Genomic DNA, 21,083 nt, shown 5'->3' with positions numbered 1-21,083 from the left:
TTATAATTCATGCACACCCATATTTTCCAGAGCTCTTTTTAAATGTATCAGGCCCAGGCGCATACGGGCCTTGACGGTTCCAAGTGGCAAATGGCACCCATCCGCTATTTCAGAATGGGTCCAGCCTTGAAAGTATGCCAGCTCTATTACCAACCGCTGCTCCGTGGAAAGCGACATCAAAGCCTCCCGTACCTGGTGACTCTGCACGGAGCGCCAGACTTCATCCCAGGTATCGTGCAGGGCTACCCGCTCATCCTGGTCAGCTTCATCTAAGGTCACCTCACTAAATACCGCACGCCGCTTCACAGAGCGCAGATAGTCGATCGCGCGATGGTGCATAATTGAAAACAACCAGCTCCGCACCGTCCCAGCCTGACGGGAATACGTCACAGAACGCTTCCAGACCGCCATAAACGCTTCCTGTAACAGATCTTCAGCTACCTGGTGATCAGAAACCATCCGGTAAGCAAAGGAATAAAGTATACGCGAATAGCGATCATAGAGTACTTCCATAGCCCACATAGCACCAGAAGTGATGGCCTGGACCACCACTTCATCCTCTATCTCGTTGCTACGCAGGATCAGGCGATCCGAGCTAGAATTCTGTGCGGCATGTGCTCGTTTAAAACCCCACATAATTATCCTTCTTCAATATATCCAGCCGCAGCTACCAACTTTTCCTGCTTCTTCGCAGCAGAGCTGTCAGAGCGGATACGAGCCAGGACATACACGCACCCTACCACCAGGCAGATGAGCGATACCACTAAGACATACAACGGCCAGGCAAGCGGATAGCTTTCAACCACAGCATGCGGATCACTTCCCGTCTGCGGCATACCAGGTATCCCCTGTTGTTGTGTCGCAACAAGGCGCCAATGTGGATTCCCCTGTACCAGCCCTACCGCAAAAATGCTCATCACCGACCATGGTTTTAACGTCACCTGGGATGACAATGCGGCATTTTGCGCATCAGCATTCAGCGTAAAGGCATAGGTACCACTGGATAGAGAGATATAAGGACTGGCATTCGCATAAGAAATGTTATTGACAATCGTGGAGGACTGGGTCGAAACCCGGGCCGAACCGGTACCAGGAGAGAGATGATACACACGGATCTTTGCTCCCGTGCCCGCGATCACATTATTGTCTGCGAAAACCATAAAAGAAAAACCAGTCTTTTTTGTTCCCAGTGCAGCAATAGTATAAGGGGCCCCGTCTGAACAGCAAGTTCCTGAGTGATAATCGAGGCAGCCACCCCTTTTCCAATCAAGGCTAGCTGTACTTTATGGGTACCCGACGGAATAGGGACATAATCGGTCACCGTCGCAAATTGAAAATCGCTCAAAAGTTTCTGGCCATCCACAAAAACATCTACGATACCAATATCAGGTGAAGCGTGAATAACACGTATATAGGCAGGTTCCGCTGCGGACGCCGATGGCCGGCCTCCCAACAAACTGGATGTGAACAGTACAACGCAGAGGCCCATTGCCAGCAAAAGTCGCCGACCCCATAGACCTCTGCGCAACACTTGTTGCTTCATAACTTAGCTTCCTCTCATCCCCTAAGAGCCTACAATCTTAAGTATCAAAAGTTTTCACAAACTCATAACAGCTCCCAACTAACACCATGTGCGATCTCTCCCCAACATTTCTTACTCGCGGTATGGGATAGCAAATGACCGTAGCTATCAGCTACCACATACCACAGGCACGATTGCTCACTCGCACATGGCATTAGCTAGAAAGCAATACGCAAATAGTAATTACTTAGATCTATTTATGTTCCTCTTTTTTGCTTTTAATTATCACCACACAACACAATTTGTATGATTTCCCAGGCGTGAAAGCTCATAGATTTCTACAACACAATAAAAAATTGGTCAAAACTTGCCCATAACTGCAATTTTGCCAACATCTAGCGATGAAGTGATCCAGATTTTTATAGTTGTCGTACTACTGTTTGAACGGCTATTCGATATGAAAAGATTGAGCCAGAGCAGATACGATAAAGACATATTTCATCCCAATAGGGTTCCAATTTTTATTGAAACGCGAGTCTTGCTAGCAGCATGCTGGTATGTCAGGTTGTCAGGCTGGCAGTTTCAATTCATTATTCAGATCAAGCGGTATAAAGTTTTTACTAGCTGTACCAACAAACAGGGATGGATAAATAAGTAGCATCCGTTCAACCTGCGTTGACTCACTCAGGAGGATTTTATGGCACACAATAGTCCACGTTTCTGTCCACAATGCGGTCATGCACTAACACTCCCTGCCCTGCAGTGTGAAGCCTGCCATGCAGCAATCGACGAGCACTTCATGCTCACGAACGATCCCAGAGTAAAGCAAGCCACCGATAATCTGATTGCATCATTCGCAGCCCCGAGCTCACGGCGCGCCTTCTTTAAAAAAGGAGCCATTATCACTGCTTCAGGAGTGGCCGCGACCGCGCTGGGTGCCGCCTTCATGCCAGAACTGAGCAGCGCGGCGGCGCGACAGGCCAAAGCGCAGACAAATGCGAGCGTAAAAGCTGGTCAGCAACAAAAAAATCAGACATTGAGCAGCTATAAAAGCGCTCAAGATCCTATCGTCTCTATTCTAACGGTAGCACGCACAGCCGAACAGCTCGCCGTAACTTTCTACAGCAATGGGTTGGCCAATGCCGATAAGCTGGGTTTGAAAGGGGATAATCTAACCTACCTGCAGGCTGCACTGGCAGAAGAACAGATCCACCAGCAGTTCTTCGCCGCCAATGGCGGCCAATCATTAGCCGAGACCTTCAGCTTCCCCCATGGGCCACAGACATTTACCGATCTGAAAACATTTATTGATACCCAGCAACAGCTTGAAGGGGTCTTTGACTCCGCATTCCTGGCCGCCATCAAGGAATTCGCACAATTGGGACGTCCAGACCTGGCGCAAATTTCTGGCCAGGTAGCCTGTATCGAGGCCGAGCATCGCGCTCTGGGCCGCGCTATCGGCGGACTATCACCAGCCGACAACTGGGCATTCACACCTGTCTATCTTGGTTCAGTAGCCGATGCCCCCGCCCTGGTCACAAAAGCCGGCTATTTAAGCCCTAAAGGAGATAATAGCTATACCTATAAGGCGGTCAACACCAATGTGCTGGGAGTAGAGCAGACAAAACCGTTCGCGGTCAATTCATCTGTCGTTGGTAATGGCTAAACAGCCTCGCTTCTCTCTGTAGAAGATATCACAACAACCTGGATATGTTGAAGGGTGTGGGGGTCCTTAGATTAAAACGCAGGACCAACCACACCCTTTTTTGGGGATATACTTATGGGATATACCACGTCGCAAGAGAATATAGATACTTTATATACAGGGGATGAACAACACGCCGCGGATAAGTCCGATGGAGCGGCAACATACACAGCAGATCCTGATGCTACCCAGCTGGTCTCAGATCCAGACAAGACAATCAAACGCAGTGCGCAACAGATAGCCCAGCTCTATGCACGCGCCGTAGCCATTAAACAGGAACAGGCCCTGGCCGCCAATGCAGCAACTATACCGGTCCCTTCTACCGACCAGGTAGAGGAACTGCTCGAACAGAAAAAAGCTCGCCCACAAAAAAACAGGGACAAGACCAGCATACTGAGCGCAACTAGCCTGATTGTGCTGGTCCTGATTGTATTACTGCTGGCATTTGAAGCCAATCAAAATATTCATGACCCGCGCTATCTGCAACGCCCACAACAGAAAAAAGCACAGCTAGATCAACTACTAAGCCACGCCCAGGCTATCGGGGTGCCAGAAAAGGATCTTGCTCCGCTGCGCCAAAAAGAAGATCAGACCAGCACAGCGCTCCCCTGGTTTTCACCCTCTTTCTATCTACAGCCAGCAGCCGCCTATCAGGCGCAGGCTACTCAGTACTCGGGGTTGCAACAACAACTTTCCAGTACGATTACCACAGCCACCCAACAGCTCCAAACGCAGGCCCAACAAGATCTGCAAAGCTTTCAAGTGGTTGTCAGCCGCATCAATATGCAGCCGATTGGGAATAGTAATGCCTTCACGCAACGCTTCAGTGCCGATCAGCTACAACTCGAAACAGCCAGAGAGCCAAATGACTACCTGGCCATCAGTAACGATGCCCATGCCTCAATTGATGCCTTGAATACACTAGAAGTGATGGCAAAGCAGCTCGCCACTATGCATACCATGCTGGACACCATGCAGCAGGCCGGCCTCAATACAAACGAGCTACAAAAACAATATCAACAGGATATCAATGCCTTCAATAACGCCAGCGATCCCACAGTAATCCAACAACTCCACACTCAACTTACCATGCATTATCAAGCTATGACAGGCATAGCGATACAGAATTACCCGGCGGTCAGCCAGTCAAAACTGCAAAATTTTTCCCAGCAAATCACGACCTTAAAAAACTATAAGAAGGACACGACGCGTTACCAGCGATCTTTGCAGGCAGACACAGCGCAGGTTGCCAATGCACAAACAACGCAGGATAGACTGACAGCTTTATTACACATTGATAGCGATATCGCATCTATGCAACAAGAGCTCGCCAACGGAGAAGCGCATGGAGCGGTCGCCGCTTTCCATCGAGAGGTCAATAATTGGGCCAAAGACCATCTCTACCACGATACCTTCGATGACCAGGATTATGCGCCCGATTCAGAATATATGTCACAGGGTATCGGCTCTATTTTAGATGCCGATTTAAATAGCGCCTCATCAGAAGAAGATTTCCGCGCCGTCACGCTTGAGGCTCAGAACGCGCTCTTTAATCTGCATCTACTTGAAGACGATAGCCAGAGCAAGACACCATACAATCAAGCACACACAACAGATATACAGGCATTGAACCACTACAAACTTACCAATAAACAGGTCCTGATGATCTCACTGAACGGACAGGCCATGCGCCTCTACCAGAATGGTCATCTACAGCGTGCCTTCCAGGTCGTGACGGGCAGTCCACAACGTCCCTCCTTACCTGGAGTTTGGCCGGTATTGGATCGCAAATCACCGACCGTCTTTATCTCGAAGGAGCCAAAGGGTTCACCGTACTGGTTCGCCCCGACGCCGATCCAATATGCGATCCTTTATCATTACGGCGGGGATTTCATCCACGACGCCTACTGGCGCGCCACCTTTGGACCGGGCACACAATATCCACACCAGGATACGAGCGGCAATACACCTTATAACTACGATGGGAGCCATGGCTGTATTAACATGACTGTGAGTGATATGGCCTGGATCTATAACCATACAAACTGGCAAACAGTCATTGTCATTTACTAAAAGGGGCAAATTCCTATGATCTCGTCATCCAGGCCGCTTGAAACTGGCACGTTAATCCGGGACCGCTACAAAGTAGAGAGCGTATTGGGGTCTGGCGGTTCCAGCATTGTCTACCTGGTACGCGACCTCGCCAGAACAGAGGAGACGCTGACAGAAGATAATTACTTTGCGTTGAAAGAGTTACTTACAACCAGCAAACAGGAACAATTTCATTTTGCCTTTGAAGGCCGGGTGCTAAAAAGGTTACAGCATCCAGCCCTACCCCGCGTCTATGAAGTATATGGGGCCAAAAAGCAGCAAGCCAGTTTTTTGGTATTGGAATATATTGCGGGATGCAATTTAGAGATTCTACGCCGCCAGCAAGTAAACCAACGCTTCGCGCTGGCTGAAGTCATGAAATTCATGCAGCCAATCATTGAAGCCACTACCTATCTTCATCATCAGCGGCCACCCATTATTCACCGCGATATCAAACCAGCAAATATCATTATCAAGACACAGGAGCAGCGGGCAGTACTCATTGATTTTGGGATTGCGAAAGAGTACGAGGCCGATGCTACCACCATAGCCATGCGCCACTGCACGCCCGGCTATGGTTCCCCGGAACAATATGGCAATCTAAGTACGGACGAGCGCACAGATATCTATGCACTGGGAGCAACCTTCTATAGCCTGCTCACCGGCATCGTGCCAGTGGATGCCTTTCAACGTGCCACCACGATTGTCAGTAAACGCATAGATCCACTCAAGCCGGCACACGAACTTGTGGCGGAAATCCCGCTGCACATTTCACAGGCCATTGAGCGGGCCATGGAGATTGGAACCGAGCAACGTTTTGCTAAGGTGGAAGATTTCTGGGCAGCCCTGCAAAAAGCGCCAGAGCAGGAACAGAAAAATCAGTCCAGGCAAAATGCACCCGACGTCACTCAAACAGCACGAAAAACAGGCCAGCGCCGCCAATTAAGGACGCGCTTGATAGTACTGGTAGCGGCTATGCTGCTATTCGGCACCACCCTGGGGGCTAGCCTCATACATAACACCCTTCAGCATCCCCAACCAACCCATACCAGTAGCATCCCCAGGAGTCAGCAGACACGCCTACCCCTTCCAGGCGCTACAGCAGCGGAGCGCTATCCCCATATAAGCACAGCCTACAAGGGAACCTTAAGCAATCTGGCAACCCAGACCAGGGGTAGCATGTCCCTCACCAATATTCAACAACAGCAGCAACGTCTCAGTGGACACTTCTCAGGTTTGAATAGAACAGGCGATTTTACCGGTGTGCTGGATGCTTCGAATCATATCCTACTCACTATCCCAGGCTCCGCCCAACAGCCACCGCTCTTCTTTGAAGGGATCGTACGTTCAGATGGCAATCTGGTGGGTGATTACTGTAATCAGGATCAGGCCGGTCAATGTCTGGGGAACTATGGCGTCTGGAGCCTTGCTCCAGCCTAGTACCCCCTCCGTCAACGGACAAAATCACCACAATTACCTCTCCCCCTCATCCTCACCCCTTTCCACCTCTTGCATCTGTCCATAAAGGATATAATATAGGCATAACATATGCGTTTTCTTATTTATGTTTTCTATTATTAGAAGTCGCAGAGGTAACATATTATGCGTAGAATTGCCATTCTTGCCGAAGGAGCCTTTCGCTGGCATGCCGCCAAAACAGCGGTCGGCGTCATCCGCTACTCTCCAGATACGACGGTTGCCATTATTGATAGTACGCACGCCGGAATGGATGCAGCCCAGGCCCTGCAGGGTCCAGTCGGAGAGGGTATTCCGGTGGTGAAGGATATTAATGAAGCCCTCGCCTATCAGCCTGATACCCTGCTCATCGGCATCGCGCCACGAGGGGGAGCCTTACCAGAGGCATGGCGCTGGCAATTGCAAACTGCCATCGAAAATAAGCTCAATATAGTAAGCGGCCTGCACTCCTTTATCTCAGACGACGAGCAGCTCCGCGCAGCCGCTAGCGACCATGGCGTAACTATCTGGGATGTACGCCGTCCCCCTGAAAAGACCCGTGTGGCCGAGTTTATCCCGCATCGCGAGGGGAGCCATACGATCCTGCTGGTCGGCTCTGATTGCGGCTCGGGCAAAATGTCGACGGCCCTGGATCTGAACGCAGAGGCACAAAAGCGCGGCCTCTCCAGTGCCTTCATCGCCACAGGTCAGACCGGGATGATGATCGCCAATAACGGCCTACCCGTTGATCGCCTGATCAGTGATTTCGCCGCCGGGCTGGTTGAGGAACAGGTCCTCGATTTTAGCAATAAATATGATTGGGTCTTTGTTGAAGGCCAGGGAGCCCTGAACCATCCAGGTTATTCTCCTGTCACCCTGAGCTTGCTGCATGGATCGATGCCGGACGCCATGATCTTCTGTCATAAAGCCGGTCAAACCGCCATCGATGGTTACGAACAGTGCCTCTTCCCCTCCCTGAATCGCCTGATTGAAATCAATGAAGAAGCGATTAGCTGGCTGCGTCCCGAGAGACATAGCAAGGTAGTGGGCATCTCACTGATCACCAACCATCTCAATGAGCAAGAGGCCCGCGAGGCCATCACACAGATCGAAAACGAAACCGGCCTCCCGGTCACCGATCCATTGCGTTTTGGGGTTGCCCCTCTGATGGATGCGCTACAACAACATTTTGCCTGATACAGTAGAGCAAAAAATAGAGGCTGTTTCAGGATTGTTAGTATCTTGAAACAGCCTCTATTGAAGTTAAGAGGAAGAAGGAGCCTGAATATTTAATCTTCAGCCAGTACCGGACTAGCAGCAACCTCTTCAGAGCTATCATGGCCAGTTAAAGAAGGTACCAGACCCATTAGGGCATATTCTGGATAAGCCACCGCTCCATGCTCGTGCAGATCCAGGCCTTCGAGCTCACCGGCTTTGGAGACACGCAGGATACCCACATATTTGAGGGCATACATCATCACCAGAGAGATAGCCAGGGTAGCAAGAACAGTCCCGAACGAACCCAGAGCCTGTGTTCCAAGCTGAGACACACCACCACCGTAGAACAACCCTCTGACGACTGCACTGGTATCCGCACCCGTTGGAGTAGGAGCACCGAAAGCGCCCGTCGCGAACAGACCCAGCGAGAGTGTGCCCCAGATACCGGCAAACAGGTGCACTGGAACCGCCCCGATAGGATCATCGATACGCAGGTATTCCAACAGATCCAGTCCGAGGATAACCACGACGGCAGCCACAATACCGATAAAGAAAGCGCCCACTGGATCAACCCAGTAGCAAGGACAGGTAATGGCGACCAGACCTCCTAAGAAGCCGTTGACCGTTAGACCGAGATCCCAGGATTTGTTCTTGGAACGGATGTAGGAGTAGAAGAGAGCAGCCAGACCACCCGAACAGGCAGCCAGCGTTGTGTTAAAAGAAACACGTCCGATGCCTACAGTGTCCAGGGCCGACAAGGTACTACCAGGATTGAAACCATACCAGCCAAACCAGAGGATCAAACCACCGATAGCACCAATGATCAGGTCATGGGCAGGAGGTGGACCACCACCATCGCGTTTGAAGACACGACCCAGACGAGGTCCAAGGGCAAGCGCACCAGCCAGTGAGATCGCACCACCGATGCTATGCACAACAGTCGAGCCAGCGAAATCTTTAAAGTTCAAGGCAGCCAGCCAGCCATCTGGGCCCCAGGACCAGTGACCAATAATCGGATAAATAAATCCAGTTACACCAATGCTATAAACAATATCGCCCCAGAAACCACAACGTCCGATCATGGCACCAGATGTGATCGTCGAAGCTGTATCAGCGAAGGCAAACTGGAAGACCCAGAAGGCCAGCAGCGGAATACCTGTCGACATGTAAGTAGTGGGCAGACCATTTAAGAAGAAGCCCTGTGTGCCAATCCAGGGTGTTCCAGGCTCAAACATAAAGGCAAAGCCCCAGGCCCAGAACAAGATGCCACAAATACAGGTATCAGCAATACCCTCTACCAGGATATTGACCGACTCGCGCGAGCGTGCAAAGCCCGCCTCTAACATTACAAATCCAACCTGCATACAAAATACAAGGAAAGCAGCTACCAGGGTCCAGACAGTATTCACTGCATTGATCTCAGGAGCGACCACAGTGCCATGGGAAGCGGCATGTACAGCACCTGGAATAAACCAGTACATCACCAGCAATAGCAGGGTCAATCCCAGTAGTTTGCCTCCCATATAGAAGGCAACGTTGCGCCGGATGAGTGGGTCGCGCAGATTTGTTCGAAAGCGCGTCCATGTGGCCCGTAAAAGTGTCGTCATGGTGTAATAATTCCTTTCAGCCGAAATATCAATAGCACGTATCTCAGACAGCAGGAGGCGACAAATTCTCATCTGTGAGCACAGGATAGAAAATTATCATTGGACAATTTTCTAGTTGAGGAGTGGATATATCATCATTGATGTACCGAATTTGTATATTTCGTACTTGAATAGAGTATAAGAAATAATGGGTAGGTCTTTTAAGGTCCAATATATCACAAAACAGCGATGTGTTTTTGTGCATTATGCACAACCACCCATCTAATTTTGAGCGCCTATTGAGGACCATGGCAAATATTTTTAGATAATTTTTAGATAAGACAACAAAATATTGAGATAATTTTTAGCAATCCGAAAAATCATTGTGCAAATTAACCAGTAAATTCATATATTTATTCTCTGCTTTATATATAATTTGGAGTAGATAAACGGATGCAGAGCCTGATAAAACTAAACTTTTGCTTTTTGAGTTAAAAAAAAGTCATCGTGAGCGCTGTATTGAAGCAGAAACGATAATAAGCTGTGCTTATTCAACCCATTAACGATATTATATTATTCATAGATAAAATACACATAGCATGATTACACTATAATTGACTTTATAGCTTTTTAATCGTTATAATTGACCTATGAGCGGAGTTCAGACAAAAGCTGGTATTGAGCTGCCATGGGCTTGATGTCTTCTTCGGAGGAGTGGAAATTGTAGCGCACAATGCAGTGAAGTGCTACAAGACACTCATGTTGATGAGGGAAATCTAGAGTAATCGTTGCGCGGAGCAACGGGTCCTGAGATTTCCCTCATTTTTATGCACAAAAGAGTGTAAACACGTTCAAGAGGCTGAGTTGGTCTGGATCGAGATACCCATCGCCTCAACCAGAGCTACGGCCTGGGACATAGTCAAGGTGGCGCCACGCAGTTCCTTAGGACCCAGGCGCGCCCCATCAATCGTACATGTACTCAAATCTACGCCAGCCAATTGGGTACCAGTCATTTCAGCCTGGCGCAGGTTACAATGTACAAAGCGCACATTTGACAGGTCGGCTTCTAAAAGATCGACCTCGCTCAAATCACAATGCTCAAAACGGACGGATTTCAGGGTAGCAAAGCGCAGCTGGGCCAGGCTGAGCAGGCAGTCTTTAAACAATACATCTTCGAGGTAAGCCTCGCCCGCCATAAAACCAGTCAGGCGGCATCCAATCAGCTCAACGCGGTGCCAGACCGACTTATACCAGACAGCGCTGGCAAAATCGCAAGCGCTAAAACGCACATCATCCAATTGAATCTCTTCAAATTCAGAATTTGCGAGCAACGCCTGCTGAAATGAGGTCTCTACAAAAGCGGGTCGATTCGCTACCTGGTTGGCTAGACTAACATTTGCCAGGGCCAGAGATGAATAACGTTCACGATATTGTACATATCCTCCGACAATATCTCGTCCCGCAGCCCGTTTTGGCAAACGCGGAGCACGAATCTGAGGGTTACTTTGAGTAGGTTTGTTGTTCATCATGAAATAACTTACTTACCTTCATGTTGCTCAGAATTATTATTATTTGAGCGAACTTTCACACCCAGGCCAGGGCGATTAGGAAGTTGCAACTTACCCCGTTCCACGGTAACACCAGTAAAGGGATCATCGTTGATCAGCAATTGTCCATCCAGGTCTGCGTAATCGACCAGAGGAGCCAGATGAGCGGCGGCAGTAATCGCCAGTGAGCTCTCGATCATACAACCAAGCATAGTACGCAGATTGTAGGCACGGGCAACATGGATCATTTTAAGCACATTATGCATGCCGCCATTTTTCATCAATTTAAAGTTCACCCCATCCACACACTCACTTAGACGCGGCAGATCCTCAATCGTCACGCAACTCTCATCGGCAATAATGGGTAGAGCCACATTATCGCGCACCAGCTTCAAGCCTGCCAGATCATGGGCAGGCACGGGCTGCTCAACGAATTCGATATTATATTGGGCAATCGCATTGATATTCTTAATAGCCTCTTTAGGTGTCCAACCAGCATTGGCATCCACACGAATCACCGATGAAGAGACATCGCGAATCGCCTTAAGGATCTCAATATCGTGGCGGGAGCCAACCTTAATCTTCAAAATAGGATAATCCTGGGCCAGCAATGCCTTCTTGGCCATTTCAGATGGGGTATCCAGTCCAATCGTAAAGGAGGTACGCGGAGTATGGGTAGGATTTAAACCCAGGAGCTTATAGACTGGCACGCCAAGCATCTTGCCCACAATATCATAAATAGCCATATCTACAGCCGCCTTGGCCGAGGGATTTAAGCGAATGACTTTGTCGAGGCGCTGCATAATCTCCTCAATCAAAAACGGATCATCCCCCAGATTGCCCGCAAACATGGCGATACAGGCCATGACGGTCTCGGCACTCTCACCATAGTACTTGCTGGGAGCGGCTTCACCATAGCCAACAGCCTCGTTGTGCTTCACCTCCACCACCACATTGGCGGCCGTATACTGTACGCTCCGCGCAATGCGGAATGGTGTGGTGAGGTGCAGATCTATTGGTTTTGCATCAATGTGTAGCATATAATGTTCCTTCATCCAAGCGTGCTAGAACTACCAATGAAATATCGTAAATGAGACTACAAACCATCATAGCATGATTGGTAAAGCCTCTTTATGGACAAAGGAACAGAGCATACAAGCATTATTATTTTCCGAAGAGCCAGCCACCATTGACATTGAGAATCTGCCCCGTCACAAAAGAGGCACGAGGAGAGGCCAGGTAAAGCGCGGCCGCGCTCACATCCTCTACCTGTCCAGCCCTACCCGCAGGTATCTGAGCAACCACACCCTGTACGCGCTCTTCAGACCAATGTCCAGTAAAACCGGTGTCGGCAATAAAGCCAGGGGCAATAGTATTCACAGTGATACCCTGGCCGCTCAGTTCACGCGCAAAACCATAGGTCAGTCCATGCAGGCCGGCCTTGGTAGCCGCATAGACGACTGATCCAGCTCTGCTACCACCGGTAGAGGCAGCAATAGAGCCGATATAGATAATACGACCCTCGGGGCGAGGCAGATGAGGAGCCACCGCTATAGTCATCAGAAAGCTCCCTTTCAGATTGGTCTCCTGCACACAATCCCAATCCTGCTCCGCCTCTAGCAGAGATTTCTCAGTCGTAACACCATCTCCAGAAAATCCAGCGGCATTAATCAATACATCAATATGACCATATTTATCTACAATCGCCTGTACTGCAGCTTCCACCTGCTGCCGCTGGCTGACATCCGCCTGATAATAGAAGACATGTGGCTCAAGTTCTGCGGCTACCCGGCGCAACTTTTCAGCATCACGCCCAATAATAGCGACCACGGCACCTTCTTCTTTAACAAAAGCACTGGCCATCGCCTGCCCCAATCCACTTCCCCCACCAGTAATTAATACGACACGCTGTTTATGCTCTGCCATGAGAAATCCTTCCTTCAGATACTTACAAGCTGCTTTTATATTTTTCCCACTGGAGATGAGGATAGTCTACTGGACAGCATATATATAAGTCCAATATATTAATAGTATTAGTTTAATACTTAAAAGATATGAGAGAGCGATGGAACTACGACACCTGCACTATTTTGTGGCTGTAGCGGAAGAGCTTCATTTTGGACATGCTGCGGAGCGCCTGGAGATTGCCCAGCCGCCATTAAGTCAACAAATCCATAATCTGGAAAAAGAGCTTGGCGTGCAACTTTTTTATCGCACTAAACGCCAGGTACAATTAACTGAGGCGGGACAAATTTTCCTGCACCAGGCGCGCCTGACGCTAGCCCAGGCCGAACAAGCCGTCCAAATGGTCCGTAAAGCCGATAAAGGGGAATTGGGACAACTCACGCTGGGCTTTGTTGGCTCAGCAACCAGTGAATTATTACCCCGACTTATCCGCGCATTCCACCAACGCTTTCCAGAGGTAGAATTGCAATTACGCGAGTTGACAACCGCCCAACAAATCCGTGCTTTGCGCGATCGGCGCATTCAGTTAGGAATACTACGGCCACCCGTTGCTTCAGATCAATTAGTCGTACGCACACTGGTACAAGAAACACTGATCCTGGCCCTACCAGAAAATCATCAGCTAGCAACATTGGATAATATCGAGGTCAAGGCCCTGGCCGAAGAGAACTTCATCATGTTTCCACGCCAACATGGACAGGGGCTGTATGATCAGATCATCAGCCTGTGCCAGCAAGCAGGCTTTAGCCCACGGATAGTACAGGAAGCCATACAAATGCAGACCATCACAGGGCTGGTCGCCGCCGAGCTGGGCATCGCCATCATTCCTCATTCTGCCCGCTTTCTGCGCCACCAGGGACTGGTCTACCGCACACTTCAGCCTGCCATACAGACAGCCGAGCTGGCCATCGCCTGGTACAAAGACGACCAATCGCCAGTCCTGCGCAACTTTGTGCGCCATGCATCTCAATTGGAGCACGGGGCTTGAATTAGCTATGCTATAATAGAGGCAAAATTTGCCGCACTTGTATGTAGTGAGAGGGAAATAATGCCAACACGTAATGATGCATACGCTTTGATGACAAAGCATGTAAAAAATGAGAGTTTACAGAAACATATGCTGTCAGTTGAAGCCGCCATGCGCGCTTATGCACGTAAATATGGTGAGGATGAAGAACTCTGGGCCATGACTGGCTTGCTGCATGATTGTGATTATGAGGAATATCCAGATCTGCATGAGCATACCCAGATAGCGGCGGATTGGTTACGCGCCGACGGCTATGATGAGCGCATTATCTATGCCATCCTGGCCCATAACGACTTAAATCTTGCCACTCATCCACGTACAGATCTGCTCTCTAAGGGGCTCTATGCCTGCGATGAGATTACAGGCATGATTACAGCTACCACGCTGGTACGGCCCAACAAGAGTATCCAGGGACTGGAAGTCTCCTCGGTGCGTAAGAAAATGAAGGCCAAGGGCTTCGCCGCCGGTGTCAATCGCGAAGACCTGGTTAAAGGTGCCGAAGAGCTAAATGTAGATTTGAACGAGCATATTGCCTTCGTGATCCAGGCTATGACCGAGGTCGCCGATACGCTGGGTCTGGCTGGAACAACAGAGGCACGACAAGAAGCGGCTAGCTAAACCTGAGTAAGAAATAAGTATGCAGTACCCAAACCAGCACAATACAGTTGCCTATCAACGCGTCTATAGTGCCAAAGAAATCGCACAATATGAATATTGTCCCCTTGTCTGGTGGCATGAACAATATGATCCAGCCGTGCATGCGGACAATGAGGAACTATTCGCGCAAATGGTCGAGATAGAGCAAGAATATGGCTCGCAGGCTCCCGAGGTCCCCGACTACCAGGTGATTGAACAGATCCTGGTACGCCGGGGCGCCTTCGAGCAGGAATTCCGTGCAGCCAAGCAGTTACCAGAAATGGATGACGAGGCCCTGGAAGAGCAATACGAAGAAGTGGTCGAGCGCCTACCCAAAGTGCGCCGTCTGCTTGCTCTGGCACTATTGACCCTGGGAACTGGAGTTGTGCTGATCGGACTATCGCTATTCATGCTATTTATTAAATAAAATATATCTATAACAGGTACGGAAGGATCTGGGCGTAAATATGTTTGGAGAGATACTCTTTGCCGCCGGCATCGGGCTACTCCTCTTCTCGCTAGCCTGCTTCGTGCTACTCTTCAATGAGCGCCGGGTGCAGCGAGAAAAGTTGATTCGTGAACGCCACCAGGCCCTCGGACTCCCACCTGGTGAATTGATGTATGAAAACGTTGATGAACTCGGCGAGCCCATCACTTCAGATACCTACTCGCTAACGGGTAAACCATCCTATATAGTTAAATTACCCGATAGCCGCTTGCTCCCGGTTGATGTGAAGCCAATAGCGCAAAACGCCATGACACCCGCCAGCCATCATGTACTCCAGGTCGCCACCTACTGCCTTATCCTCGAAGAATATGCCGAGGAGCCACCAACACACGGCATCTTACGCTATACCGACCGTGAATTCCCTATCGAATATACACCAGCCCTGCGCAAAAAAGTCTTGCGCCACCTCAAACAGATGGACCTATGCACCGCTGAACAACCTCCCGCGCTCCAGAAACAAAAAGCCTCCAAGTGTCGCGCCTGTATCTACCAACCCATCTGCCCCGTCGGCCAGGGAAAATAGCAACTTCAACCCATCTTCCACCTTACCACTTACTGTTCGTCCAGAGATCGCAGGGAGATTACAAACAAGCGATACGATGGACCTTCTTTCATGGGAGTGTGTGTGGTGGGCAGCCGCAGTGCAAACATGGAGATCACGAGCAAGCAATAAGAGGTCCATTCTTTCAGGTGTAGAGTGTGTGTAGTGAGCGGCCGCAGCCGCCCATCATACACTCTCCACGCTCCCAACCCCGCACCGCAGGCGCCACAGAGGAACATGAAAAAGCCCCTGAGTTTCTGTAACAATTTATGCTCCTGAAATGACTATCAAATACAATAATATTTTTTGGCCAAAAATATGGAGAATGATATTCATGATCGATAAGGCACGATTCAAACATGAGAGAAGCGAGCCTATGAATAAGCAATCAAATGGAGCTGATTTCAATTTTCAACAATTCTTGCAAGAGAATATGGAATCCATTGAAGGCATCATCCGCTCGTATGTCATACGCATGGGACTTACGCACGGTGAATCCGTCCAAAATATGACGCTTGATATCCTCAACGAAGCAACTGTAGAAGCCCTGGCACATATTGAAGCCTTTAAGACCGTGCAGCAGCCTCGCGCCTGGTTTCTAGGGATCGCTGCCAATATGATCAAACGTAAACGCGTCACACTGGCTCGTAACCAGCAGCATGAATATCCGGTTGGTACTCTGACAAGCAGCAATGAAGCAGAAAGCGAGAGCGATTTCTTCGATCAGATCAGTCAGCTAACACACGCTGGACCCGAGCAGGAGATTGAGGCTCGCGAACAGGTAGCCGAAATGTTAGCATTAGCCTCTCCCGCTGATCGAAAGATCCTCCGCTTAGCTTTCATACAGGATCTGGATACCCATAATCTGGCGCTGGCACTCAATGTGTCAGAAGGAGCGGCCCGGGTACGCTTGCATCGTACCATCAATCGTCTGCGCCTGACCTGGCAACAGCATGAACAACGCGAAAGGAGCAGGTAAAACATCATGAGCGAACACAGAAACACCACAGAGCAGCGTCAGGCACACGAAAAGGCACTCTTTCGCTATATCAGCGCCCTTGATCGGGGCGACATCGATACCGTTATCAATGTTCTTCATGATGCGGAAAATGATCCTCTACTGGAACAAATGCTTTTTGAAACACATGCAGCATATCAATTGGAGGAAACTATGCCACAGGACATTACCACTGAGGACAAACAGCCCTCTCAACAAACAAAATATTCTGATGAAGGACAAATCAATCGCCACTCCCAGACAAACAAGAAACGCTGGCCAGTCCTGCTTCAGTTGCTATCCGCAGTCATCGTTGCAGCCATACTCATTGGCGGTTCGCTATTCCTGTTTCAGTCGCACAAACCCTCTACGCAAGTGTCAACCCACAACATTACTCAGGCACCTGATACCATTATCAGCATTACAAATGATGGGCAGATTACAGCTCGGGACGTTAATAACGGAGCCATTACCTGGCAGAAAACACTGCCTACCAGACAACCAATTGATCTTTACAATGGAAAGCCCGGACTCGTCATCCAGCATCATGTGGTCTACATAGCATATCAGGGATATATTCAGGCTTTACAAATAAGCAATGGCAAGCAACTGTGGAAAAAACAGCTTGGTTCAAACACAGCCTCAGAGGTTATTGGTGACAATCCGCCTCAAATTATGGCCGACCAGAACCTGATCTATGTCAGCGGCTATCTCGGCAGCAAACTCTATGCGCTCGATCAAAAAACCGGAGCCCTGCGCTGGCAATATCCATCAAGTGCGGTATCATCTCTATTAGCCATAGGGAATAGTGTCATTTATGTGATGGAGAATGGAGACAACGATCATAATGGAATCAAAGCCCTGAACAGTACATCTGGAAAAGAAATCTGGCGCTATCCCACCTCCATGCCACTTTCAGCGACCATAGCTGATAATGTCCTCTATGTGCAGACCTCTCATTCGTTTGTCAACGATCCTAATGGTTTTCATAAGGAGCAGAAACCACTACTGGCATTGAATGCCACCAGCGGTAAGCTCATATGGTCTATTATTGCGCCTTCAGCTGGCCCAAGTCCACTAACTGTTGCCGATGGTGTGGTAGCACTCTTTACTGGGGAAAACTTCTGTGCATACCAGACGAGTAATGGTTCCCACACCTGGTGCACCAAAAACACAGCTACCATACCCTTCAATGCACCCTGGACACAAGTGATCGCGGCCAATAGCAACATTTACGGTATCGCACCAGGTCAGTCTTCAACGAATAACATAGTGACAAGCATAGCAGCCATCAAGGCAAAAAATGGAGCAATGCTCTGGACAAAGCAGCTACCTGGATCGAATTCCACCACCATAATCACGAATAATACCCTTGTCACTTATGCTAACAACCTTCATCAACTCCAGGCAATTAGCCTGACGGATGGCCATCTTCTCTGGCAAATAAGTGTGATAAAAAAAGATTATATTACGAATATAGTCGTTGGCAATTAATCAGGTAAAGTAGAAAGCCATCTATCACTCCCCATTCCGCACCACATCGATGTAGTGCGGAATGGGGAGTGATAATTTTATATGAGGCAGGGCTTTTATAAGAATAAATATACTGTTGTATACACTCAAAGCACATGGTGCAAGTGCCCCATTGTTTCCACTCAGACAAACAGACGACAGGCAATTGACATTCGAGAACGGGCCGCATACACTAGGCATCAATACTACGGCTCCCATCGATAGCGCTGTAAAGAAAAGAGAGACCAAGCAATGCATACAGTACATGAAGTAATAGAGATGAGTGGTCACATAATCGATTCCTGGACGTTGCCACGTGCCTGGGATACGATTATGGATCGCGGCGGCAACTTTGACGTAGAGGAGATGCAAGTTGGGGCGACCAAAAACGATACTAGCTATGTGCGCCTCAAAATTTCAGCACCCAATGATGAAATTCTCGAACGCATTATTTCAGAACTCCAGCAAGTTGGTGCTGTACTCTTGCACGCCGATGATGTACATACATCACGTGTCGAGCAGGCCGGGGTTCTCCCATCCAAGTTCTACTCCACGACGAATCTGCCCACACAGGTACGCTTGAATGGACAATGGATCAACGTAGAAGATATTGAAATGGATGTGGCCATCGCCATTGATCGCACCAATAATCGGGCTTATTGCCGTCCAATGCATGATGTGCAGGTTGGAGAGGAAGTAGTCATTGGACATGATGGTATCCGCGTGCAGCCATATGCTCGTGAGCGTGAACGAGATTCATTCGCATTTATGCAGAGCGAGGTCTCATCCGAAAAAGCCAAGGTACTGGCCATCCATAATATCGCGCGGCAGATGCGTGAGGTGCGCGCACGCAATGGGAAGATACTCTTCGTGCTAGGGCCGGCCGTCATCCACACAGGTGCTGGTCGCTATGTGGCTGAGCTACTGCGCATGGGCTATGTACAGGTCATCTTCGGCGGCAATGCGATCATCACCCATGATGTTGAGTCAGCCCTGTTTGGAACCTCGCTGGGCGTCAATCTCAAGAGCGGCGAGCAAGTCGAGGGTGGACACCGCAACCACCTACGCGCCATTAATGCTATTCGTGCCCTTGGTTCGGTTGAAAAGGCTATCGAAACCAAATTGCTGCGCGAGGCACTCACCTACGAAGCCCATCAACATAACATTCCGATGGTGCTGGCTGGCTCGGTACGCGATGATGGTCCGATGCCCGGCGTGATCTCCGATATGCAGCAGGCTCAGGGCCGCATGCGCGAAGAGGTACATGGCGTTGAAATGGCCATCATGGTCGCCTCGATGTTACACGCTATCGCGACCGGAAACCTGCTACCCGCCCATGTACGTACAGTCGTGGTAGATATCAACCCATCAGTAGTCACCAAGCTCTCCGATCGCGGCAGCTTTCAGGCCGCTGGCCTGGTCACCGATGCCGAGCTATTTTTACGCGAACTATTGGATGTCTTGAAAGAAGAGCAATAGTTGGAGTGGCAGAGGCATACTCATTGTCAGGTGCGCTCAGCCAGGAGAGTGATCTGGTGGGCAAGTTTCAAGAGCTCAGCACGCAACTCAGTCGGCTGGCGCACCACAAATGGACAATGGAGCCGGATCAAGACCCAGGCCATCCAATCCAGGTGGTCAACATAACACTTCAGCTCGACACCATCCGCAACCTGCTCAAGCACTGCCAGGGCTGGCGGGACAAGACGCTGGGCCTCCTCTAGCGTGGTTTCGAGCACAACATTAACAAACCAGGTGGCGGGCGTGGAGGGTATCGACTTCAAGACAAAGGCCAGGCAATCAAAGACCTCGGGACGCGTAAATGTGCGGCTGCGTACCTCTACCGCCACAATTCTATCCAAGCGAAAGGTGCGTAGATCCTGGCGCAAATGGCAATACCCTACCGCATACCAGTAACCAGAGCGATAGACCAGGCCATAAGGATCAAGTTCACGATTGGTCGGCTCTGCTTCATAGGCTCGATAGCACATATGGACGGTCCGACGCTGACGAGCAGCCTCGCTTAAATCCACCACAAATTCACTGCGCGGCACCGCATTGGATGGTGTCACATCCACGACCAGCGTGTCCTGCACCGCCTGGACACGTTCTCGAATAGACTGTGGCAGGACACGCTCTATCTTTGCCAGCGCCCCCTCGGCGGCCGGTGTGGCCAGTGTAAGCCCCATCTTGCGTCCAACCAGCAGGCCCAGGGTCAAGGCCAGCGCCTCATCATCATTGAACATCAGAGGCGGCAACTTATAGCCTGGCCGCAAACGATAAGCCCCGTAGCGGCCCCGCGTCCCCTCAACCGGAATCCCCAGATCCTGTAACATCGTGATATAGCGCCTGACGGTCCGTGGATCAACTTCTAAGCGCTCCGCCAGTTCCTGACCACTCATCTGTTGCCTGGATTGCAATAACTCCAACACAGTCAGGACACGGGTAGTCGGAAAATACATCTGGCTCTGGTCCTTTCGCAATCATCTGAATATCTAGAAACTTACACAAAAAATATTCATTTAGGGCGAATTCTATCCTCTTTTGCGTATAAACTCAAGGGGTAGGGATGAAAAGTGTAGGAATTGCTGCAACGCGGCCTGCTATTGAAAAACAATCGTAAACGCCGCCTGGACGCGGCTAGCTCCGCTGCCACGGGCTCAGCCATTCAATTTGATCAATGGCGAGTAAACGGGGGCGCCTGTCAGGCAGCTACGCTCATACGATTGAACGGCATGCATGCCACTAAATATTAAGGTTGGAGGCGCTTGCACAA

Annotated in this window: 19 protein-coding genes; 11 read left to right on the top strand and 8 right to left on the bottom strand. The window is 49.7% G+C overall.

The window, feature by feature from the left end:
- Genes EL645_RS16725 through EL645_RS16715 form a run of 3 tightly spaced genes read right to left on the bottom strand, consistent with a single transcriptional unit; the run spans position 1 to position 1,543 of the window.
- The gene (locus EL645_RS16725) at positions 1-636 is read right to left on the bottom strand and encodes an RNA polymerase sigma factor (protein WP_126551576.1); all 636 of its coding nucleotides are present in this window, start codon (positions 634-636) and stop codon (positions 1-3) included.
- 2 nt (positions 637-638) lie between these two features.
- Positions 639-1,160: a DUF4397 domain-containing protein gene (locus EL645_RS16720; RefSeq protein ID WP_126551575.1), complete on the bottom strand. Its 522-nt coding sequence runs from the start codon at positions 1,158-1,160 to the stop codon at positions 639-641.
- A complete protein-coding gene (locus EL645_RS16715; RefSeq protein WP_126551574.1) occupies positions 1,136-1,543 on the bottom strand; it encodes a DUF4397 domain-containing protein in 408 nt (135 codons plus the stop codon). Before EL645_RS16715 ends, EL645_RS16720 begins: the two co-directional genes overlap by 25 nt.
- Positions 1,544-2,219: 676 nt before the next feature.
- Between EL645_RS16715 and EL645_RS16710 the strand changes: the two genes are divergently transcribed.
- From EL645_RS16710 to EL645_RS16695, 4 genes are all read left to right on the top strand, one after another.
- Complete coding sequence (locus EL645_RS16710; protein WP_126551573.1) at positions 2,220-3,188, top strand: ferritin-like domain-containing protein; 969 nt, start codon at positions 2,220-2,222, stop codon at positions 3,186-3,188.
- 114 nt (positions 3,189-3,302) lie between these two features.
- Positions 3,303-5,300, top strand: coding sequence for a L,D-transpeptidase (locus EL645_RS16705; protein WP_126551572.1), 1,998 nt, complete (start codon positions 3,303-3,305; stop codon positions 5,298-5,300).
- 15 nt (positions 5,301-5,315) lie between these two features.
- Positions 5,316-6,758, top strand: a complete 1,443-nt coding sequence (locus tag EL645_RS16700; protein ID WP_126551571.1) for a serine/threonine protein kinase — start codon at positions 5,316-5,318, stop codon at positions 6,756-6,758.
- A gap of 162 nt (positions 6,759-6,920) precedes the next feature.
- Positions 6,921-7,970 carry an N-acetyltransferase DgcN family protein gene (locus EL645_RS16695; RefSeq protein ID WP_126551570.1) on the top strand — a complete coding sequence of 350 codons (1,050 nt, stop codon included), beginning with the start codon at positions 6,921-6,923 and terminating at the stop codon, positions 7,968-7,970.
- A 92-nt stretch (positions 7,971-8,062) separates the two neighbouring features.
- Here EL645_RS16695 and EL645_RS16690 read toward each other — a convergent pair whose 3' ends face one another.
- The 4 genes from EL645_RS16690 to EL645_RS16675 all read right to left on the bottom strand — a co-directional run bounded on the left by EL645_RS16690 (position 8,063) and on the right by EL645_RS16675 (position 13,050).
- Positions 8,063-9,598 carry an ammonium transporter gene (locus tag EL645_RS16690; RefSeq protein ID WP_126551569.1) on the bottom strand — a complete coding sequence of 512 codons (1,536 nt, stop codon included), beginning with the start codon at positions 9,596-9,598 and terminating at the stop codon, positions 8,063-8,065.
- An 830-nt stretch (positions 9,599-10,428) separates the two neighbouring features.
- Positions 10,429-11,106 carry a pentapeptide repeat-containing protein gene (locus EL645_RS16685; RefSeq protein ID WP_126551568.1) on the bottom strand — a complete coding sequence of 226 codons (678 nt, stop codon included), beginning with the start codon at positions 11,104-11,106 and terminating at the stop codon, positions 10,429-10,431.
- Positions 11,107-11,114: 8 nt separating this feature from the next.
- The gene (locus tag EL645_RS16680; RefSeq protein ID WP_126551567.1) at positions 11,115-12,164 is read right to left on the bottom strand and encodes a dipeptide epimerase; all 1,050 of its coding nucleotides are present in this window, start codon (positions 12,162-12,164) and stop codon (positions 11,115-11,117) included.
- Positions 12,165-12,288: 124 nt separating this feature from the next.
- Positions 12,289-13,050, bottom strand: a complete 762-nt coding sequence (locus EL645_RS16675) for an SDR family NAD(P)-dependent oxidoreductase (RefSeq protein WP_126551566.1) — start codon at positions 13,048-13,050, stop codon at positions 12,289-12,291.
- 139 nt (positions 13,051-13,189) lie between these two features.
- Here EL645_RS16675 and EL645_RS16670 point away from each other — a divergent pair, with 139 nt between their 5' ends.
- The 7 genes from EL645_RS16670 to EL645_RS16640 all read left to right on the top strand — a co-directional run bounded on the left by EL645_RS16670 (position 13,190) and on the right by EL645_RS16640 (position 19,789).
- Entirely contained in the window at positions 13,190-14,077 is an 888-nt protein-coding gene (locus EL645_RS16670) for a LysR family transcriptional regulator (protein ID WP_126551565.1), read from the top strand.
- A 60-nt stretch (positions 14,078-14,137) separates the two neighbouring features.
- Positions 14,138-14,734 carry an HDIG domain-containing metalloprotein gene (locus tag EL645_RS16665; RefSeq protein WP_126551564.1) on the top strand — a complete coding sequence of 199 codons (597 nt, stop codon included), beginning with the start codon at positions 14,138-14,140 and terminating at the stop codon, positions 14,732-14,734.
- A gap of 19 nt (positions 14,735-14,753) precedes the next feature.
- A complete protein-coding gene (locus EL645_RS16660) occupies positions 14,754-15,179 on the top strand; it encodes a hypothetical protein (RefSeq protein ID WP_126551563.1) in 426 nt (141 codons plus the stop codon).
- 40 nt (positions 15,180-15,219) lie between these two features.
- Positions 15,220-15,783, top strand: coding sequence for a CRISPR-associated protein Cas4 (locus EL645_RS16655; RefSeq protein WP_126551562.1), 564 nt, complete (start codon positions 15,220-15,222; stop codon positions 15,781-15,783).
- 394 nt (positions 15,784-16,177) lie between these two features.
- On the top strand, positions 16,178-16,780 hold the full coding sequence (locus EL645_RS16650) for an RNA polymerase sigma factor (RefSeq protein WP_161977418.1): 603 nt from the start codon (positions 16,178-16,180) through the stop codon (positions 16,778-16,780).
- Positions 16,781-16,786: 6 nt separating this feature from the next.
- The gene (locus EL645_RS16645) at positions 16,787-18,292 is read left to right on the top strand and encodes a PQQ-binding-like beta-propeller repeat protein (protein ID WP_126551560.1); all 1,506 of its coding nucleotides are present in this window, start codon (positions 16,787-16,789) and stop codon (positions 18,290-18,292) included.
- 270 nt (positions 18,293-18,562) lie between these two features.
- Positions 18,563-19,789, top strand: a complete 1,227-nt coding sequence (locus EL645_RS16640; RefSeq protein ID WP_126551559.1) for an ornithine cyclodeaminase, nickel-pincer nucleotide-dependent — start codon at positions 18,563-18,565, stop codon at positions 19,787-19,789.
- Between the two features lie 26 nt (positions 19,790-19,815).
- Here the strand turns inward: EL645_RS16640 and EL645_RS16635 are convergent, their stop codons facing one another.
- Entirely contained in the window at positions 19,816-20,769 is a 954-nt protein-coding gene (locus tag EL645_RS16635) for a helix-turn-helix transcriptional regulator (RefSeq protein ID WP_126551558.1), read from the bottom strand.
- Positions 20,770-21,083 lie beyond the last annotated feature (314 nt).

Source organism: Dictyobacter kobayashii (genome assembly GCF_003967555.1).
Classification (GTDB): Bacteria; Chloroflexota; Ktedonobacteria; order Ktedonobacterales; family Ktedonobacteraceae; genus Dictyobacter; species Dictyobacter kobayashii.
This window is presented reverse-complemented; position numbering and strand designations above follow the sequence as displayed.